Source organism: Tahibacter aquaticus (assembly GCF_004363655.1).
GTDB lineage: Bacteria > Pseudomonadota > Gammaproteobacteria > Xanthomonadales > Rhodanobacteraceae > Tahibacter > Tahibacter aquaticus.
In genome coordinates, this window is the sequence record NZ_SNZH01000010.1 from 71,364 (window position 1) to 87,686 (window position 16,323).

12 protein-coding genes and 1 tRNA gene are annotated in these 16,323 nt (G+C 66.3%); 7 read left to right on the plus strand and 6 right to left on the minus strand.

The window, feature by feature from the left end:
* Positions 1–38: 38 nt before the first annotated feature.
* Together DFR29_RS16270 and DFR29_RS16275 are read left to right on the plus strand one after the other, a co-directional pair.
* Positions 39–1,172: an MFS transporter gene (locus DFR29_RS16270; protein WP_166654140.1), complete on the plus strand. Its 1,134-nt coding sequence runs from the start codon at positions 39–41 to the stop codon at positions 1,170–1,172.
* 36 nt (positions 1,173–1,208) lie between these two features.
* On the plus strand, positions 1,209–2,138 hold the full coding sequence (locus DFR29_RS16275; RefSeq protein ID WP_133819674.1) for a sterol desaturase family protein: 930 nt from the start codon (positions 1,209–1,211) through the stop codon (positions 2,136–2,138).
* A 276-nt stretch (positions 2,139–2,414) separates the two neighbouring features.
* On the opposite strand, the gene arsJ is transcribed toward DFR29_RS16275, so the two are convergent.
* The 5 genes from arsJ to DFR29_RS16300 form a co-directional block, all read right to left on the minus strand.
* Complete coding sequence (gene arsJ, locus DFR29_RS16280) at positions 2,415–3,662, minus strand: organoarsenical effux MFS transporter ArsJ (RefSeq protein WP_133819675.1); 1,248 nt, start codon at positions 3,660–3,662, stop codon at positions 2,415–2,417.
* 5 nt (positions 3,663–3,667) lie between these two features.
* Positions 3,668–4,675, minus strand: coding sequence for an ArsJ-associated glyceraldehyde-3-phosphate dehydrogenase (locus tag DFR29_RS16285; protein WP_133819676.1), 1,008 nt, complete (start codon positions 4,673–4,675; stop codon positions 3,668–3,670).
* 34 nt (positions 4,676–4,709) lie between these two features.
* Complete coding sequence (locus DFR29_RS16290; protein WP_133819677.1) at positions 4,710–5,234, minus strand: arsenate reductase ArsC; 525 nt, start codon at positions 5,232–5,234, stop codon at positions 4,710–4,712.
* A gap of 100 nt (positions 5,235–5,334) precedes the next feature.
* Positions 5,335–5,694 carry an ArsR/SmtB family transcription factor gene (locus tag DFR29_RS16295; RefSeq protein WP_133819678.1) on the minus strand — a complete coding sequence of 120 codons (360 nt, stop codon included), beginning with the start codon at positions 5,692–5,694 and terminating at the stop codon, positions 5,335–5,337.
* 553 nt (positions 5,695–6,247) lie between these two features.
* Positions 6,248–6,324 (minus strand) — tRNA-Arg (locus tag DFR29_RS16300).
* Between the two features lie 372 nt (positions 6,325–6,696).
* On the opposite strand from DFR29_RS16300, the gene amaB reads away from it, so the two are divergent.
* Both amaB and DFR29_RS16310 read left to right on the plus strand, forming a co-directional pair.
* On the plus strand, positions 6,697–8,232 hold the full coding sequence (gene amaB / locus DFR29_RS16305; protein WP_133819679.1) for an L-piperidine-6-carboxylate dehydrogenase: 1,536 nt from the start codon (positions 6,697–6,699) through the stop codon (positions 8,230–8,232).
* 170 nt (positions 8,233–8,402) lie between these two features.
* Positions 8,403–10,724, plus strand: a complete 2,322-nt coding sequence (locus DFR29_RS16310) for a discoidin domain-containing protein (RefSeq protein WP_133819680.1) — start codon at positions 8,403–8,405, stop codon at positions 10,722–10,724.
* Positions 10,725–10,769: 45 nt separating this feature from the next.
* On the opposite strand, the gene DFR29_RS16315 is transcribed toward DFR29_RS16310, so the two are convergent.
* Positions 10,770–12,119: an OmpP1/FadL family transporter gene (locus DFR29_RS16315; protein WP_133819681.1), complete on the minus strand. Its 1,350-nt coding sequence runs from the start codon at positions 12,117–12,119 to the stop codon at positions 10,770–10,772.
* A 218-nt stretch (positions 12,120–12,337) separates the two neighbouring features.
* On the opposite strand from DFR29_RS16315, the gene DFR29_RS16320 reads away from it, so the two are divergent.
* The 3 genes from DFR29_RS16320 to DFR29_RS16330 all read left to right on the plus strand — a co-directional run bounded on the left by DFR29_RS16320 (position 12,338) and on the right by DFR29_RS16330 (position 16,316).
* Positions 12,338–13,369: a quinone-dependent dihydroorotate dehydrogenase gene (locus DFR29_RS16320; protein WP_133819682.1), complete on the plus strand. Its 1,032-nt coding sequence runs from the start codon at positions 12,338–12,340 to the stop codon at positions 13,367–13,369.
* A complete protein-coding gene (murB, locus tag DFR29_RS16325; RefSeq protein ID WP_133819683.1) occupies positions 13,366–14,424 on the plus strand; it encodes a UDP-N-acetylmuramate dehydrogenase in 1,059 nt (352 codons plus the stop codon). The genes DFR29_RS16320 and murB overlap by 4 nt, the downstream gene beginning before the upstream one ends.
* Positions 14,425–14,528: 104 nt before the next feature.
* Positions 14,529–16,316 carry a DUF1800 domain-containing protein gene (locus DFR29_RS16330; protein WP_133819684.1) on the plus strand — a complete coding sequence of 596 codons (1,788 nt, stop codon included), beginning with the start codon at positions 14,529–14,531 and terminating at the stop codon, positions 16,314–16,316.
* The last annotated feature ends 7 nt before the right edge of the window (positions 16,317–16,323 follow it).

Genomic DNA, 16,323 nt, shown 5'->3' on the forward strand with positions numbered 1-16,323 from the left:
GGATCCTGGGCGCGGGCCAATGCGTCTATTGGGGCATTTTGTACTACGCCTTTTCCGTACTGTTGGTGCCCGTGCGCAACGAGCTGGGCACCTCGGACGCGGCGGTAGCCGGCGCGTTGTCCGCCGGGTTGGCCGTGAACGCCGTGCTGGCCACCGCCGTAGGCCGCTGGCTCGACCGCGGCGGCGGCGTGGCCATGCTGCGCGGCGGCGCGTTGGCGGGTGCCGGATTGCTGCTGGCCTGGTCGTGGGTCGAAAACCTGGCCGGTCTCTACGCCGTCTGGATGGGCCTGGGCGCCTGCATGGCCCTGGTCCTCTACGAGACGGCGTTTGCGTTGATCACGCGGGCCTACGGCGATCCTGCAGCCCGTCTGCGCGCCTTGGCCAGCGTGACCGTCATGGGTGGGCTGGCGAGCACGCTGTTTCTTCCCCTGGTCGGTGCCGGTGTGGCGCATCTGGGCTGGCGCCTCACCCTGCGGCTGTTGGTCGTGGCCTGGCTGATCACGACGCTCTGGCTGGAGCGCGCTGCGTTGCCGGGGTTGTACGCGTCGGACCGAAGCACACGTCCCGCCTTGTCGTCGACGCCGACGATCGGCCAGGTGGACCGTCGCTTGCTCTGGTGGACCGGCGCACCCTTCGTCACCGCGACCTTCGCCGCCATGGCGCTGACCACGCTGGTGGTGCCCAGCCTGGTCGCACGCGGCCATCCCATCGAGCAAGCGGCGTGGGTGCTGGCCGCCTTGGGCGTGATGCAGCTGCCCGGTCGGTTGTGGCTGCTGCGCCGAGGCAGCCGCCCCCTGTCGCCCCGCAGCCTGCTGGTAGCCCCCATGGCCTTGCAAGTCCTGGGACTGGCCTTGCTCGGCACCGCGGGCTCACTGGCCGGCGCGTTTTCAGGCGTGGCGATCTTCGGGATCGGTGCCGGCCTGCACACGCTGGCGAGGCCGTGGATCGTGCCGTTGATCTTCGGGATCGAGGCCGCCGGCCGCACCAACGGGGTCATCGCCCGCGCTCAGGGCTTTGCCCGTGCTGCCGGCCCGTTTGCGGTAGCGGCTGCATCCGGATGGGTGGGCAGCAACGCCGTGTTTCTTGTTCTGTCTCTGGCACTTCTGACGTGCTGTCCGCTGGCCTACGCGCTGTCCCGCCACCCCAGCCTCTCGGCCCACTCCGCGGCCTGAAGGCATCAACCGCTTTCCATCGAGGACCACCGACCGATGCGCACCCTGCTCCGCCCCCTGCTCCGTTTTGCCGCGTTCCCGTTGCTGTTCGGCGGCGCTGGCGTCGCCGCGTGGAACGGCTACTCGCCGGATTCCATCGGCTGGCTGATGCCCGTCATCGTTACGACGGTACTGCTGGTGACATTCGGCCTGGAGCGGCTCCTGCCCTACGCAAACCGCTGGAACGCAGGATCTGGCGCGGGGACCGACCTGGTCTACCTCGGCACGACCTCGGTCGTTGTCGCCATCGCGGAAGCCGCCGTGTGGGCGGGTGCGATCGCGCTGCTCAGCCCGTGGGCGGCAGACGACGGCACTCTTTGGCCGACACGCTGGCCGTTCGCGGCGCAGGTTTTTCTGGCCTTGGCGGTTGGTGATTTCCTCCCCCACCTCTACCACCGCGCAAGCCACGAATCGACCGGTTTTCTGTGGCGCGTGCACGCCATCCACCACGCGCCCGAACACTTGTACGCGTTCAACTTTGCACGTTTCCACCCCATCAACGCCTTTCTGACCGCGGCGCTGACCCTGCTTCCCCTGGCGGTCCTCGGCACCCCGGCCAGCGTGCTGTTCGTTGCGGGTGTTCTGCACAACGTCCACGGTGTTCTCAGCCACGCCAACGTGGACTTCCGCCTGGGACCGCTCAACGTCGTTTTCAGCATGGCCGAACTGCATCGCTGGCACCACGCGCGCGATCCGCGTTGGGCGAACGGCAACTACGGCGCGACCGTGCTGATCTGGGATTGGCTTTTCGGCACGCGGCGGTACCCCGGGCACGGCGTCGCGGACGACGGCGTGGGGCTTTGGACGGGAAGCGCGGTGCCGCGCCGCCTGAGGAATCAATGGCTACACCCGTTCTCCGGCATCAGCGAGCGGGTCGTACACCGTCTCCGAAGCGTTCGGTGCGGATGCTGTTGCGCGGCCGCCTAGTGTCCTGTCTTGTCAACGTTAAAGAAATTCCGGATGGATTTCGCCGGGAGACCAGGCGCGATGAGGAGGCGTAGCAGCGCTACGGCGACGAATCGCAACGACGTATCGCGGCGGTTTTCAACAGCGAAGCTGGTCAAGATTCCGGGCTTAGTTAATGGTATTGGCGAGACGGGACACTAGGTGCCCGGCGTCTGCACGCGGTTCGAGAGCCAACGAGTCGCGCTCCTCCACAATCGAACATCTGCCCTTCGCAGCGAAATCAATCGCAGGCCTTGCTCAGTCGTCGGACGTCAAGCGCCCCTCGGGCAACGCCACCACCGGCAGATGCTTCGGCAAGGCCAGGGAAATCAGGGCGGCCAACGCGACCAACACCGCGGCGATCCACAGGCACGGGACGAGCCCGCCGACCTGGAACACCGCACCGGAGAGCACCGTACCGAGCAAGCGACCCAACGCGTTGGCCATGTAGTAGAACCCGACGTCGAGGGAGACGCCGTCCTCGCTGGCGTAGCTCACGATGAGGTAGCTGTGCAACGAGGAGTTGACGGCGAACAGCACACCGAAAACGGCGAGCCCGACGACGAGCACCGCGGTGGCATCGACCGCGTAACCCAGCAGCAACGCCATGGTCGCGGGCGAGGCAGCCAACACCGCCGCCCACGCAAACGCGCTAATGCCGTCGGGCACGCGACCGCTGCGCCGGCCCGTGAGATACGGCGCAAGGGATTGCACGATGCCGTAGCCGATCACCCAGCTGGCCAGAAAGGCACCGACCGACCAATCGCTCCAGCCCAACGCCGTCGCCAGGAATACCGGCAGCGCCACCACAAACCAGACGTCACGAGCGCCGAACAGGAACAAGCGAGCCGCGGACAGCAGGTTGACGGCGCGGCTCTTGGAAAACAGATCGCGGAACTTCGGCTTGTTCTTGGCTTTGCCCAGATCGCGCTGCAGCAGGAGCAGACTGGCCACCCACACGAGCATCAGAGCCATGGCCATGCCGGCGATCGCTACGCGAAAACCGAACGCGGTCAGCAGCGCACCACCAAGAAAAAAACCGACGCCCTTGAGCGCGTTCTTCGAGCCGGTCAGCGCCGCGATCCAGCGGTACAACGCACCCGCCTCATCGCCCGGCACGAGCAGCTTGATGCTGCTCTTGGCGCTCATCTTGTTCAGATCCTTGGCGATGCCCGACAAGGCCTGGGCCGCCATAACCCACGGCACGGTGAGCGCAGCGGCCGGCACCGTCAGCATGCCCAGCGCAACGACCTGCAAAGCCAAGCCCAGGTTCATCGTACGGTTCAGGCCGATGCGCGCGCCAAGCCAACCGCCCACCAGATTGGTGATGACGCCGAAGAGTTCGTAGAACAGGAACAGCAGCGCGACCTGCAACGGTGTGTAGCCCAACTGGTGGAAGTGGAGCACCACCAGCATGCGCAGCGCGCCGTCCGTCAGGGTGAACGCCCAGTAGTTCCCGGTGATCAGGAAATACTGGCGGACCGCGGCGGAACGCAACGCAGCCATCGGTGTTATCGGTCCGCCGTGCCGACCAGGCGAACCAGCTCTGCCGTGCGGTTCACGTAGCCCCATTCGTTGTCGTACCACGCGTAGATTTTCACGTGCGTGCCGTTGACGACCAGCGTGGACATCGCATCGACGATGCCCGAACGCGAATCGCCCAGGAAGTCGATGGAAACCAACGGCCGTTCTTCGTAGCCGAGGATTCCGCGCAACGGGCCTTCGGCCGCAGCCTTCAGCAGTGCGTTCACTTCCTCCACCGTCGTCGGTTGCTCGACCTCGAACACGCAGTCGGTGAGCGACGCGTTGGTCAGCGGCACGCGCACGGCATGCCCGTTCAAGCGGCCTTTCAATTCCGGAAAGATCTGGGCGATGGCAGTGGCCGAACCGGTCGAGGTCGGGATGAGGCTGGACCCGCACGCCCGCGCCCGGCGCAGGTCCTTGTGCGGCGCGTCCACGATGACCTGCGTATTGGTCAGGCTGTGGATGGTCGTCAAGCTGCCGTGGCGGATGCGCAGGCCTTCGTGGATCACTTTCACCACGGGTGCCAAGCAGTTCGTGGTGCAGGAAGCGGCGGTCACGATGCGGTGAACGGACCGATCGAAACGGTCGTGGTTGACGCCGACCACGCAGTCGAGCACCCCGGCTTCTTTCACCGGTGCCGTGACCACGACGCGTTTGACGCCCTGGTCGAGATACGGCCTGAGCACTTCGGTTTTGCGAAACTTGCCCGAGGCTTCGACCACGACGTCGCAGGACGACCAATCGGTATCCGCAATCGCTTTGTTGCGTGTTACCGGGATACGGCGGTCGCCAACGACCAACGCCTCTCCGTCGGCTTGCGCTTCGTGCGACCAACGGCCGTGGATCGAATCGAAGTTGAGCAGGTGCGCGAAGGTGGCGGCATCACCGCCCGGGTCGTTGATGCGTACGAACGTGAAGTCAGGGGAATCCCAGGCAGCGCGGAGCGTCAACCGCCCCATGCGGCCAAACCCGTTGATGCCGACGCGAATCGTCATGGCGGTTCTCAGCAGTTCGAAAGATGAAGGGGAATCACGACGCAGCCCCCGGTATGCGCTTGCCGCCGGCGTGCCCCGCGAGATCGCCCAACCGTGTGCGCAGCGCCAACCGGTCCAGCGATTCCGCCTTCAGTTCGGTCAGCAGCGAAATGCGGTGCTGCAAAAGGAACAAGGTTTCCCGGAACGCGGCCTTTTGCGCCAGCGGGGAACCGACGACCGCCGCGGGATCGGGAACGCTCCACTGCGCGGTGATGGGCTGGCCGGGCCACACGGGGCAGGACTCGCCGGCGGCGCGGTCGCAGACCGTGATGACGAAGTCCATCGGCGGCGCGTCCGGCGCGGCGAACTCGTGCCAGCTCTTGCTGCGCAACCCTTCCGTCGGCAGGTCGTTGTTGCGGAGCAGCTCCAGCGCCAGCGGGTGCACCTCGCCCCGTGGATCGGCGCCGGCGCTGAACGCCTCGAAACGTCCACCGCTCAGACGACGGGTCAAGGCTTCCGCCAAAATGCTGCGGGCGGAGTTGCCGGTACAGACATACAGCACGCGGTAGGTCGGATGCATGGAAATCTCCGGATAAACGATCCCGTGGTTCACAGCGTTGGCGCGCGGCGGCTACGCCGGCGCGCCGGCGCGGAACCTGAAGGTGTCGGCCGCATCGGTGTTATTGGGGCCGTGTGGGCTTGCGCTTCACCGTCGGCAGCGGCAGCGGCGTGGCAACCGGCATGCACATTTCTGGCCTTCCTCCGCAGCACGTCTCGGTCAGATAGCCCACCATGGCCTGAACCGTGGCAAGGTTGGCCGTGTAGCGGACGAAGCGGCCTTCCTGCCGGCTCTCCACCAGCTCGGCGTGGTGGAGTTCTTTCAGGTGAAAAGACAGGGTTGCGCCGGGTAACCCCAGCGTTTCGGCGATCGCGCCGGCGTGGACGCCTTCCGGGCCAACCTCGACCAGGTGACGGAAGATCGCCAAGCGCGAGTCTTGGGCCAGGGCGGCAAGAGCTTTGAGTGCGGCTTTTGTTTCCATCTTTCGATTATTCTGGAAACAACGAATTCTTGCAAGCCCCGATTCGCCGGACCAGTCCCCGACAGCAACCGCAGGCTCCAGCGGTCCGAACCGGATCGGGCACGGCCACCAGGGAGAACGAACGGGTCTGCGCGGTTACGGATACGCCACGGCAGCACTCGGCTTGACTCAGGCTACGGTGCCAACGCTCACGTATCGAAGAACGCTGGCGTGGCCGGCGTTCTTCGATGGCTAATGCCTTCGAGATTGTGCACGCCGCCCGACCCGTTGCTGAGTTGATCGCGCCCCTCAGGCGGCGGGCAGCAACAGGAGTAGCCGACGGGCGCGAGACGCCCATGCCCGACCTACAGCGTGGAACGTTCCCCGACTGACCGCCCCGGTGGCAGGTCAGCGGCCATGTCCGCGCGATCCAGGCACGCCAATACAGCACCGAGAAAGCTCATCACCCGTTCTTTACGGGCCGCATCACGAACCTTTTTCGGTTGCCTACCCCGACCACGATCCGCCGGTTGCACGGTTCGATCGACGATCGGAGAAAACTCGCAAACTTAGATGGCGGCCCCGATACGATTCGAACGTACGACCTTCCCCTTAGGAGGGGGACGCTCTATCCAGCTGAGCTACGGGGCCTGATGTACCGCGTGCAGAATGCGTGGCGCTTGCCGCGCCGTGGAGTGAGCCGGGCTGGTCGAACGGCCAGGGCCACCGGGGCGGAGCTGCTGCTTTTCCGGCCAGGCCGGTTTCGCAGCGGCGCGGATTTTCGCATGGAAGTCTGTCCCAGGGCGAGACAGCAGCGGCGTTCAGATGGATGGCGGAATGCGGCACCGGCGGGCACCGGAACGGAGCCAATTCGCGCCGGACCGGCGGGACCACCGGTTCCTGTCCGGCCCTGAGCCGGCCGCGACGCAGGGCGGTTGATATAATCCGCGGTCTTTGCGCCGGCCGCCGTGCCGTGCGCCGTCCCCGTTCCGCAACAATTTTCCCGCAGATTCCGGAGTTCCCATGTCGCAGCAGATCCTCAAGGCCCTGAACCTGGCCGAGATGAATTCGGGTACCTATCTTGGCCAGGGCGAGTGGTCCTCGACCAGCGATGCCGGCGTGCTGGAAGCCATCAACCCCAGCAACAATGAAGTGATCGCCCGCGTCCACGCCAGTTCGGAAGCCGATTACGAAGTCATCCTCCAGCGTGCCCAGGAAGCGTTCAAGACCTGGCGCACCACGCCGGCGCCCAAGCGCGGCGAAGCCATCCGCCTGTGTGGCGAGGCGCTGCGCCAGCACAAGGACGCACTGGGTTCGCTGGTCGCCCTGGAAATGGGCAAGATCAAGCCGGAAGGCGACGGCGAAGTGCAGGAAATGATCGACATCGCCGATTTCGCCGTCGGCCAATCGCGCATGCTGTATGGCTACACCATGCATTCGGAACGCCCGGGCCATCGCATGTACGAGCAATGGCATCCGCTGGGCATCGTCGGCGTGATCTCGGCGTTCAATTTCCCGGTCGCGGTATGGGCCTGGAATTCGTTCCTCTCGGCCATCTGCGGCAACATCACCATCTGGAAGCCGTCGCCCAAGACGCCGCTGTCGGCCATTGCTTCGCTGCAGATCTGCAATGCCGCGCTGAAGGCCGCCGGCTTCCCCGACATCTTCTTCCTGTTCAACGATGCGCGCACCGAACTGGCGCAGAAGTTCGTCGACGACACGCGCATTCCGCTGATCAGCTTCACCGGCTCGACCCAGGTCGGCCGCCTCGTCGGCGAGCGCGTTGCCCAGCGCATGGGCCGCTCGCTGCTGGAGCTCGGCGGCAACAACGCGATCATCGTTGACGAAACCGCCGACCTGAAGCTGGCGATTCCGGGCATCGTGTTCGGCGCTGTCGGCACGGCCGGCCAGCGCTGCACCAGCACGCGACGACTGTTCCTGCAGGAATCGATCTATGAAGGCGTGCTCAACACGCTGATCGGCGCGTACAAGCAGGTCGAAGGCAAGATCGGCGATCCCACCCTGCCGGCTACGCTGATGGGTCCGCTGACCGACAAGGCTTCGGTGCAGCGCTACCTCGGCGCGATCGAGAAAGCCAAGGCCGCCGGCGGCCAGGTCGCCACCGGTGGTGCCGCGCTGACCGACCGCCCGGGCAATTTCGTGCTACCGACCATCATCACCGGTCTGAAGAACAGCGACGAAGTGGTACAGCACGAAACCTTCGCGCCTATCCTCTACGTGATGCCGTTCAAGACCATTGACGAAGCACTGGGCTACCAGAACGGTGTGCCACAGGGCCTGTCCTCGTCCATCTTTACGCAGAACGTGAAGACGGCCGAAGCCTTCCTCTCGGCCGCCGGCTCGGACTGCGGCATCGCCAATGTGAACATCGGCACCTCGGGGGCGGAAATCGGCGGCGCCTTCGGCGGCGAGAAGGAAACCGGCGGCGGCCGCGAATCCGGCTCGGACGCGTGGAAGGCCTATATGCGCCGCCAGACCAATACGATCAATTACTCTGACGCACTGCCGCTGGCCCAGGGCATCAAGTTCGAGTTCTGAGGTAGCGATACCGCCCGATCCGGCATGACCAAACCCGGCCGCGACAGCGCGGCCGGGTTTTTTGTGGCCGCAGCGACTTGCCGCCAGCGTCACAATGATTGCCAGTTGGCCTCGCCCTTGGCCACTCAGTACGCACTAGTATTGAGGTTGTCCTGCGGGGGAGACTGCGCGTGCACCATCAACGGCCTGACCACTGCCCGCCGCGCAGCCACTGCCTGCCGATAGTGCTTTCTGTATTTCTTTCTTTCGCCGCACTCGCGACAAGTGTCCACGCACAGCAGCTGCCGCCGCTGGTATTCGTGCAGCGGCAGATTCCCGCCGACGGCAACAGCGCCTGGCCAGCGGCGGCCTTGCCAGGCGTCGGCGCGCATTCGCGCCTGCGCCCGGCCGCACCGGGAAAACTGCGCGTGCGCAACAGCGACGGCAGCCTGCGCCCCCTGGTCGACGGTGCGGCTTCCGGCAGCCCACTGATCGACGTATCCGCGCCCAGCGTCAGCTGGGACGGCACGCGCATCGTGTTCGCCGGACTGCCGGCCGGCAACTGGAACAGCACGCCGCTGGGCAATCCCGGCGGCTGGCGCCTGTACCTGATCAACGCCGACGGCAGCGGCCTGCGCGCGCTGACCGTCAGCGACATCCACGCCGACTATTCCCAGTTCGGCAGCGGCGCCGTGCCCTGGGCCTACGACGACTACGACCCTGCCTTCCTGCCCGACGGCCGCGTTGTGTTTGCTTCGACGCGCTGGCCGGCATTTGCCCAGTTTGCCGATGCGCGCACATCCAACCTCTGGGTGGTCAACAGCGACGGCAACGGCCTGCATCGCATCACCAGCGAACGCAACGGCGCCGACCGCCCCCTGGTCGATCCGGTCAGCGGGCGCATCGTGTTTTTTCGCTGGTGGCGCAACCAGCGCCTGGCCTACGACAGCCTGGCGGACGAGCCGGTCGCTGCCAGCCAGCCGCAACTGGGCTGGATCAGTCGCCAGGGCCTGAGCACCCAGGCAGTGCCTGCAGCGCGCAACAGCTGGCAGATCGTCGGCATCAATCCGGACGGCGCCGAGCTGGCCCTGTTCGGCGGCAAGCCGGATTCCGACAGCGACGGTTTCGGCTACGGCGGCGGCTTTGCCGGCAATGGCGTGTTGTATACGAATTACTTTCCGGCACTCGACCTGGCCTCCGCCGCCGGCTTCGGCGGCATCCGCGTGCTGGGCCGCGGCGCCACGCAATGGACTGCCTATGCCGGCGTGGTCCGGCGCGATGCGAACCTGCGCCTGGCCGGCACGCCCGAAGCGGCCCAGCTGTACCAGGGGCCGTATGCAACCGATGCAGAAGTGCTGGCCGATGGCCGCGTGGTATTCGCCCGCGCCGCCGACCTGGACCAGGACTACGGCCTGTGGGTCGCCACTCCCGGCGGCACAGCGCAATTGCTGCTGGACGAAGCCGGCACGGCCGAATTGCGCCCGCGCGTGCTGGCTGCGCGCAGCGTGCCGCCGGTCATACCCGACATCTATCGCGACGCCCCCGCATCGGCGCCGTATCCGCAATTCCTGCCGCCGCCGGCGGGCACGGCGCCCCGCGACGGCACCTTCGTGTTCGATGCGCGCAATGTTTACGCCAATGCCGCCGTAGACGTGGATATTCCCAGCGCACCGGCTGTCGGCAGCGCTGCCAGCATCCGCTTCTATGCCGATCACCAGCGCCAGGCGCCGGGCACCTTTCCTTCGCTGGACTGGCCGCTGTTTCTCGGTGAGCAGGCCATTTCCGCGGCGGGCAAGGTCAGCGCGAACGCACCGGCTTTCCTGCCGCTGTTCGAGCAACTGCGCAGCAGCGCCGCGGCCGGCTATGCAGTGCCGCGCACCGGCTGGCCGCGCGGCAACAGCGTCGCCCATGTAGCCGGCATGAACCACGACCGCGCCGGTGTGGTGGCGCAGTGCACAGGCTGTCATGCGGGGCATACGCTGATTCCCGTGCCCAGCGAAAGCAACGCTCCCTGGAGCAATCTCGCTCCCGGCGCGCAGGTGACGGTGAGCAGCGCCCGGGCCGGTGCCGGCGGCGACGGCCTGATCGACCGCAAGGTGTTCCTCGGCCCTGTCCGCGCCTACTGGACGTCGGCGCCGGGCCAGGTCAGCGGCCAGTGGGCCGAACTGGAGTTCCCGGTGCCGGTCATCGTACGCCGCGTGCGGCTGTACAACCCTCGCCCTGGCGACGAAGCCGACAGCAGCGTGCAGGTCACTTCCACGCGCGTGACCTTGCGCGACGGCGCGGGCAATGTCGTCGATACGCGCACCAGCGGCAGCGTGCTGCTGTTCGGCACCGACGTGAATTTCGTCGATGTCGGTGCACGCCGCGTGCGCGTGGAAATCACCGGCGTGACCGGCACCTTCGATGGCTCTGCCGCGGCGGGCCTGGCCGAGATCGAAGTGATCGCGAAAGGCGACGGCATCCGCATGACGCCGCAGGACCGCCTGTTTCGCGACAATTTCCAGTTGTAACAAAGACAGACCCGGCTCGCGCCCGAGCCGGGCTTGTGGTTGGGCTTAGAAGCGGAACTGCGCCGAAGCGCCGAGCAGGTTGCCGCTGCTGTCGAATGCCCCGGTCAGCCGGTCGCGCGTGGCAGCGGTGGTATCGACATGGGCGTCGTTGACGAAAATATGGCCGTAGCCGAAGTCGAACGACAGCGTGTCGCTGGGCGTATAGCCCAGGCCCACGGTCACCCAGCGTCGCGTGCCGTCGGGCACGCGCGGCGTACGCGTCTGCAGCTGCGTCGGCGAGCCGTCGACCGCAATGCCGCCGCGCAGTACCCAGGCCGGGTTGAAGCGGTATTCCATGCCGATGGAGCCGAACCAGGTGTCTTCCCAGTCGAACGCTTCGACCGTATTCGGCTGCAGCGGATTGGCATAGTCCACAACGAGATTCTTGAACGTCGACCAGCGCGTATAGCCGACGTCGGCGCCGATGCTGAGGCGATCGTTGACGGTATGCCACCAGCTGGCCGATGCATTCGCCGGCGTGGTGAAGCCGGCCGTGCCCGGCGTATCGACGAATACCGCAGAGCCCAAGGCCGGATTGATCGCCGTGACGGCCGCCGGCACCTGGAAACTGCCGGTACCGGACAGCTGGTGCGTCACCTGCGAGTGGAAATTCAGGCCGATGCGATCGGCCTCAGTCGGCTTCCACAGCAGGCCTATGCCCCAGCCCCAGCCCCAGTCGTCGCCGACAACCTTGCCGCGGCCGTCCAGCGACTGCGGCAATACCGGCGCGCCAGCGCCGGCCAGCACCGCGCCGAAATCGATCGCCTGGGTCAGCTCGGCCTTGGTGCGCTGGCCGACTACGCTGGCGCCGATTGAGAAATTGTCGTTGATGCGGTACGAGGTCGACACGGTCAAGTCGATGGACTGGAACATCGACTTGTATGCACTGTAGCGGCCAACCCAGCCCTGGTCGTAGTCGGTCTCGAAGCCGAACGGCGCGCTGACCGCGACACCGAGGCGCCATTGCTCGCCCAGCGGCTTGATGTAGTACAGCGCGGGAATGGGCTTGGTCACGCCGCCGTTGCCGCCGTCGCCGCCACTGAGCGGGCGCCCGGCCGCATCGCGGCCCTGGCCGGAGAACTCGGTACTGAACTGCACGCCGGTGACATCGGCCTGGAAGATCGCGCGATCGACTTCGCCCATCGCGGCGGGGTTATTGACCACGACCGCTGCATCGTCCGGCGCCGCGGCGGAACCGGCAAACGCCCGGCCCAGCGCCTTGACGCTGTTTTCCTTGAGCTGGAACGCGCTCGCCGAGGCGTGCTGCGCATAAGCGGCGGACAGGGCGCAGAGCACGCCTGCAGCAAGGCCGCGCACAAGGAAATAACGGGAAAACTGTAATTGGCTAGGTTTCACAGGGGAAGCTCCGTAGTGTCCCGACTCCCCCGGCACGAATGCTAGTACGCGGCGGCGCGCAGAACACGGCCCTGTCCGAACGAGCGTTCATGCGGTATACACGTCGCGCCGCCCGCAGCCACGGCCGCTGCGTCGCCGGCCGGAGCCGCCGCAGGCCGACGGTGATCCCGCGCTCCATCCATGGCACGATGCGCGCCCCCGCACCGCCATTCCTTCGCATGTATCAACTCGCCCGCCCCTTCCTGTTCTGCCTGGATGCCGAAAAAGCCCACGAACTCGGCCTCAAGAGCCTGGAACTGGCCTATCGCAGCGGCATGAATCCGCTACTGGCGTCACGGCCGGCGCCGTTGCCGGTCACGCTCTGCGGTATCGACTTTCCCAACCCGGTCGGACTTGCCGCCGGCCTGGACAAGAACGCAGCGCATATCGACGCGCTGGCCGCACTGGGTTTCGGCTTTGTCGAAGTCGGCACGACCACGCCGCGGCCGCAGGCCGGCAATCCCCGGCCACGCATGTTCCGCCTGCCCGAACACGAAGCCGTCATCAACCGCCTGGGCTTCAACAATGCCGGCGTGGACGCGCTGGTGCGCAACGCCGAGGCAGCGCGCTTTTCCGGCGTGCTCGGCATCAATATCGGCAAGAACAAGGACACACCGAACGAAAACGCGGTGGACGACTACCTGCACTGCCTGGAACGTGTCTACGCCCGCGCCAGCTATGTCACGGTGAATATTTCCTCGCCGAATACCCAGGGCCTGCGCGATCTGCAGGAAGAGGAAACCCTGAAACGCTTTGTCTCGACCTTGCGCGAACGGCAGGAACAGCTGGCCGCCCAGCATGGCGCGCGCAAGCCGATGCTGCTGAAGATTGCACCGGACCTGAGCGAAAGCGAGCTCGACGCGATCGCCGAGGTGCTGCTGGCCACGGGCATCGACGGGCTGATCTGCACCAACACCACGATTGCCCGCGATGCCGTCGCCGGCCACCGCCACGCGGGCGAAGCCGGTGGGCTTTCCGGCAGGCCGGTGTTCGCCCGCTCGACCGCCGTGCTCAAGGGCATGGCGCAGCGCGTCGGCGGACGCATCGCATTGATCGGCGTAGGCGGCATTCTCGACGGCGCCGGCGCCCAGGCCAAGATCGACGCCGGCGCCAGCCTGGTACAGCTCTACAGCGGCATGGTCTACCGCGGCCCGGCACTCATCGGCGACTGCGTCGCCGCGCTGCGCGCGGCGCGGAAAGCAGCCGCATGAGCGATTTTCGTGTTGCCCCGGCGCGCCTGGACGGCAAGGGCTACAGCATTCTCGAAGACGCTGCACTGGACGGACGCAATACCTTGCGCGTGGCCGCGCGTGCCGCGCTGCTGGTCGACGTGCGCGACAGCGCCGCGCTGGCCGAAGTACTCGCCTTTCCGCTGCTGAAATCTTCGCCACTGCTGGTGCTGGGCGAAGGCAGCAACCTGCTGCTGACGCGCGACGTCGCTGGTGCCGTGCTGAGCCTGGCCACCCGCGGCATCCGTGTCGTCGACGAAACCGCCGACCACGCCATCGTGCGCGCCGAAGCCGGCGAATCCTGGAACGACCTGGTGCACTGGAGCCTGGGCCACGGCCTGTCCGGGCTGGAAAACCTGGTGCTGATTCCAGGCACGGCGGGTGCCGCGCCAATCCAGAACATCGGCGCCTACGGCGTGGAGCTGCGCGAATTCGTGCATGCGGTGGAAGCCTGGGATCGCAAATCCGCCACTTTTATACGTTTTGACAATGAACAGTGCGGCTTCGGCTACCGCGACTCTCGCTTCAAGCGCGAACGCGAGCGGCACATCGTCACCGCGCTGGAACTGAAACTGCCGCGCCAGCCGGCGCTGCGGCTGGACTATGCCGGCGTGCGCGAAGAGCTGGCCACGCTGGGGGAAGGCGAAGCCACGCCGTCGCGCGTGGCCGAGGCGATCTCGCGCCTGCGCCGGCGCAAGCTGCCCGACCCGGCCGTGATCGGCAACGCCGGCAGCTTCTTCAAGAATCCTGTCGCCTCTGCCCCCCAGGCAGATGCGCTGAGAGCAGCGCACCCCGGCATGCCGCAATGGCCGCTGCCCAATGGCGAGGTCAAGCTGTCGGCCGCCTGGCTGATCGAGGCCGCCGGCTTCAAGGGCGTGCGCGAAGGCGATGCGGGCATTGCTGCCCAGCACGCCCTGGTACTGGTCAATCATGGCCGGGCCAGCGGCGCCCAGCTCTGGGCGCTGGCGCAGAAGGTCCAGGCCGGCGTGGCCCAGCGCTTCGGCGTGATGCTGGAACCCGAGCCGCGCGTCGTCTGAGCCGTACCGGCGGTCCATGACCATCGTCTATTTGCGAGATCCCTCACACCATTCGTACACGTATTGTTTAGCCTTGGCGGACTCCCACAGTTCCGGAAGTCCCCATGGCCAGCGCTTTTGCCAGCCAGGTTTTCTCGCGCCGCCACCTGATCCAGGCCATGGCCGGCGCCATCGGCGTTACCGATGAAACGGCCATGCGCCGCCCCGGCAAGGCGCCGCTGCTGGAAGAGAAAAGCCTGCCGCAGACCACGGCCGCCACGCCGCCCGGCCCGGTGCGCTGGCTGCAGAAAGCCACCTTCGGCTTTACCCAGGGCGACTACGCCGCCTTCTATTCCCTGCCCGGCGCGAACGACGACCTGCGCTGGCAAAGCTGGGTCAGCCAGCAGCTGAACCCGGCCGCGATCAGCGACACGGCCTGCGACGCGCGCCTGGCGGGTGCGGGCTTCACCACCCTGGGCAAGACCCTGCCGCAGCTGTGGGCACAGCACCGCGTGGACAACTACACCACGCGCATGCAGCCGATTGCCGAGATCGAGTGCGCCACCAGCATCCGGGCGATCTATTCCAATCGCCAGCTATACGAAGTGATGGCCGATTTCTGGCACGACCACTTCAGCACCTTCGGCTGGGACTACGACGGCGGCCCGGTGTTCGTGCACTACGACCGCGACGTGATCCGCCCCAACGTATTCGGCAATTTCCGCACGCTGCTCGAGGCAGTGTGCAAGTCGACCACGATGATGTACTACCTCGACCTGCAGGCCAGTACCGTGGCCGGGCCGAACGAGAACTACGCGCGCGAACTGATCGAGCTGCATACCCTGGGCGCCGAGAACTACGCCGGCGTGATGGACCCGCAAGACCCGTCCCTGCCTGTCGGCATCAGCGGCGACGGCACCAGCGCGCGGCTCAAGTACGTCGACGAGGATGTATACGAATCCACCCGTGTACTGACCGGCTGGACCATCAAGAACGGCCACTGGCAATACCCGGCCGACAACGACGGCACCTTCATCTTCCGCGACGCCGAGTCCTGGCACGACCGCTTCACCAAGTACGTACTGAATCGCCGCTTCGCGCCCGACCAGGGCCAGCAGGACGGCTTCAAGCTGTTCGACACGCTGGCCTCGCATCCGGGCACGGCAAACTTCATTGCGCGCAAGCTGTGCCGGCGCTTCGTCGGCGACAACCCGCCGTCCAGCCTGGTGACCAGCATTGCCCAGTTGTTCATGAGCACCTGGCAGGCGCCGGACCAGCTCAAGCAGGTGACCCAGGCCATCCTGCTCAGCAACGAATTCAAGACCAGCTGGGGCACCAAGGTAAAGCGGCCGTTCAATGCGGTGATCGGCGCCCTGCGCGGCGCCGGTGCGGACTTCACGCCGACCCTGGCCAGCTATGGCAGCGGTACCTGGTCGACCAAGGACGAAGTCAATTCGCGCCTGCAGCAAACCGGCCAGCGCAAGTTCTACTGGCCGGCGCCCAACGGCTATCCGGATACCGCCGCGGCCTGGAGCAGCAGCGGCAGCCTGGCCATGACCTGGAAAATGCTGGTACGTCTGACCGAGATCCACAAGGAAGTCGGCTACGACGACACCCGTCCTTACCTCATCGACATCATCGGCCTGACCAACGGCGCCGTCGCCGCCGGCAGCCGCACGGCAGTGAACATCGTCAACTACTGGTGCGACCGCCTGCTCGGCTTCCGGCCGGAGCCCACCTATACCAAGGCGGTGGACTATCTGCGCCAGAACGCGGCGGCAACCGAGGTGCTGACCTTGAACGAAGTCTGGGCTGGCGGCAGCTCGCCGAACCTGAAAAACCACTACACGCAGTCGCGACTGCGTGCCACGGTTGCACTGATCATGTGCAGCCCCGATGCGCTGCGTCGCTGAGGCCCGG

What these genes read in the sequence shown, in the direction of transcription:
- DFR29_RS16275 (WP_133819674.1), top strand. Translation starts at nt 1,209, where the DNA reads ATGCGCACCCTGCTCCGCCCCCTGCTCCGTTTTGCCGCGTTCCCGTTG.
- arsJ (WP_133819675.1), bottom strand. Translation starts at nt 3,662, where the DNA reads ATGGCTGCGTTGCGTTCCGCCGCGGTCCGCCAGTATTTCCTGATCACC.
- DFR29_RS16285 (WP_133819676.1), bottom strand. Translation starts at nt 4,675, where the DNA reads ATGACGATTCGCGTCGGCATCAACGGGTTTGGCCGCATGGGGCGGTTG.
- DFR29_RS16290 (WP_133819677.1), bottom strand. Translation starts at nt 5,234, where the DNA reads ATGCATCCGACCTACCGCGTGCTGTATGTCTGTACCGGCAACTCCGCC.
- DFR29_RS16295 (WP_133819678.1), bottom strand. Translation starts at nt 5,694, where the DNA reads ATGGAAACAAAAGCCGCACTCAAAGCTCTTGCCGCCCTGGCCCAAGAC.
- amaB (WP_133819679.1), top strand. Translation starts at nt 6,697, where the DNA reads ATGTCGCAGCAGATCCTCAAGGCCCTGAACCTGGCCGAGATGAATTCG.
- DFR29_RS16320 (WP_133819682.1), top strand. Translation starts at nt 12,338, where the DNA reads ATGTATCAACTCGCCCGCCCCTTCCTGTTCTGCCTGGATGCCGAAAAA.
- murB (WP_133819683.1), top strand. Translation starts at nt 13,366, where the DNA reads ATGAGCGATTTTCGTGTTGCCCCGGCGCGCCTGGACGGCAAGGGCTAC.
- DFR29_RS16330 (WP_133819684.1), top strand. Translation starts at nt 14,529, where the DNA reads ATGGCCAGCGCTTTTGCCAGCCAGGTTTTCTCGCGCCGCCACCTGATC.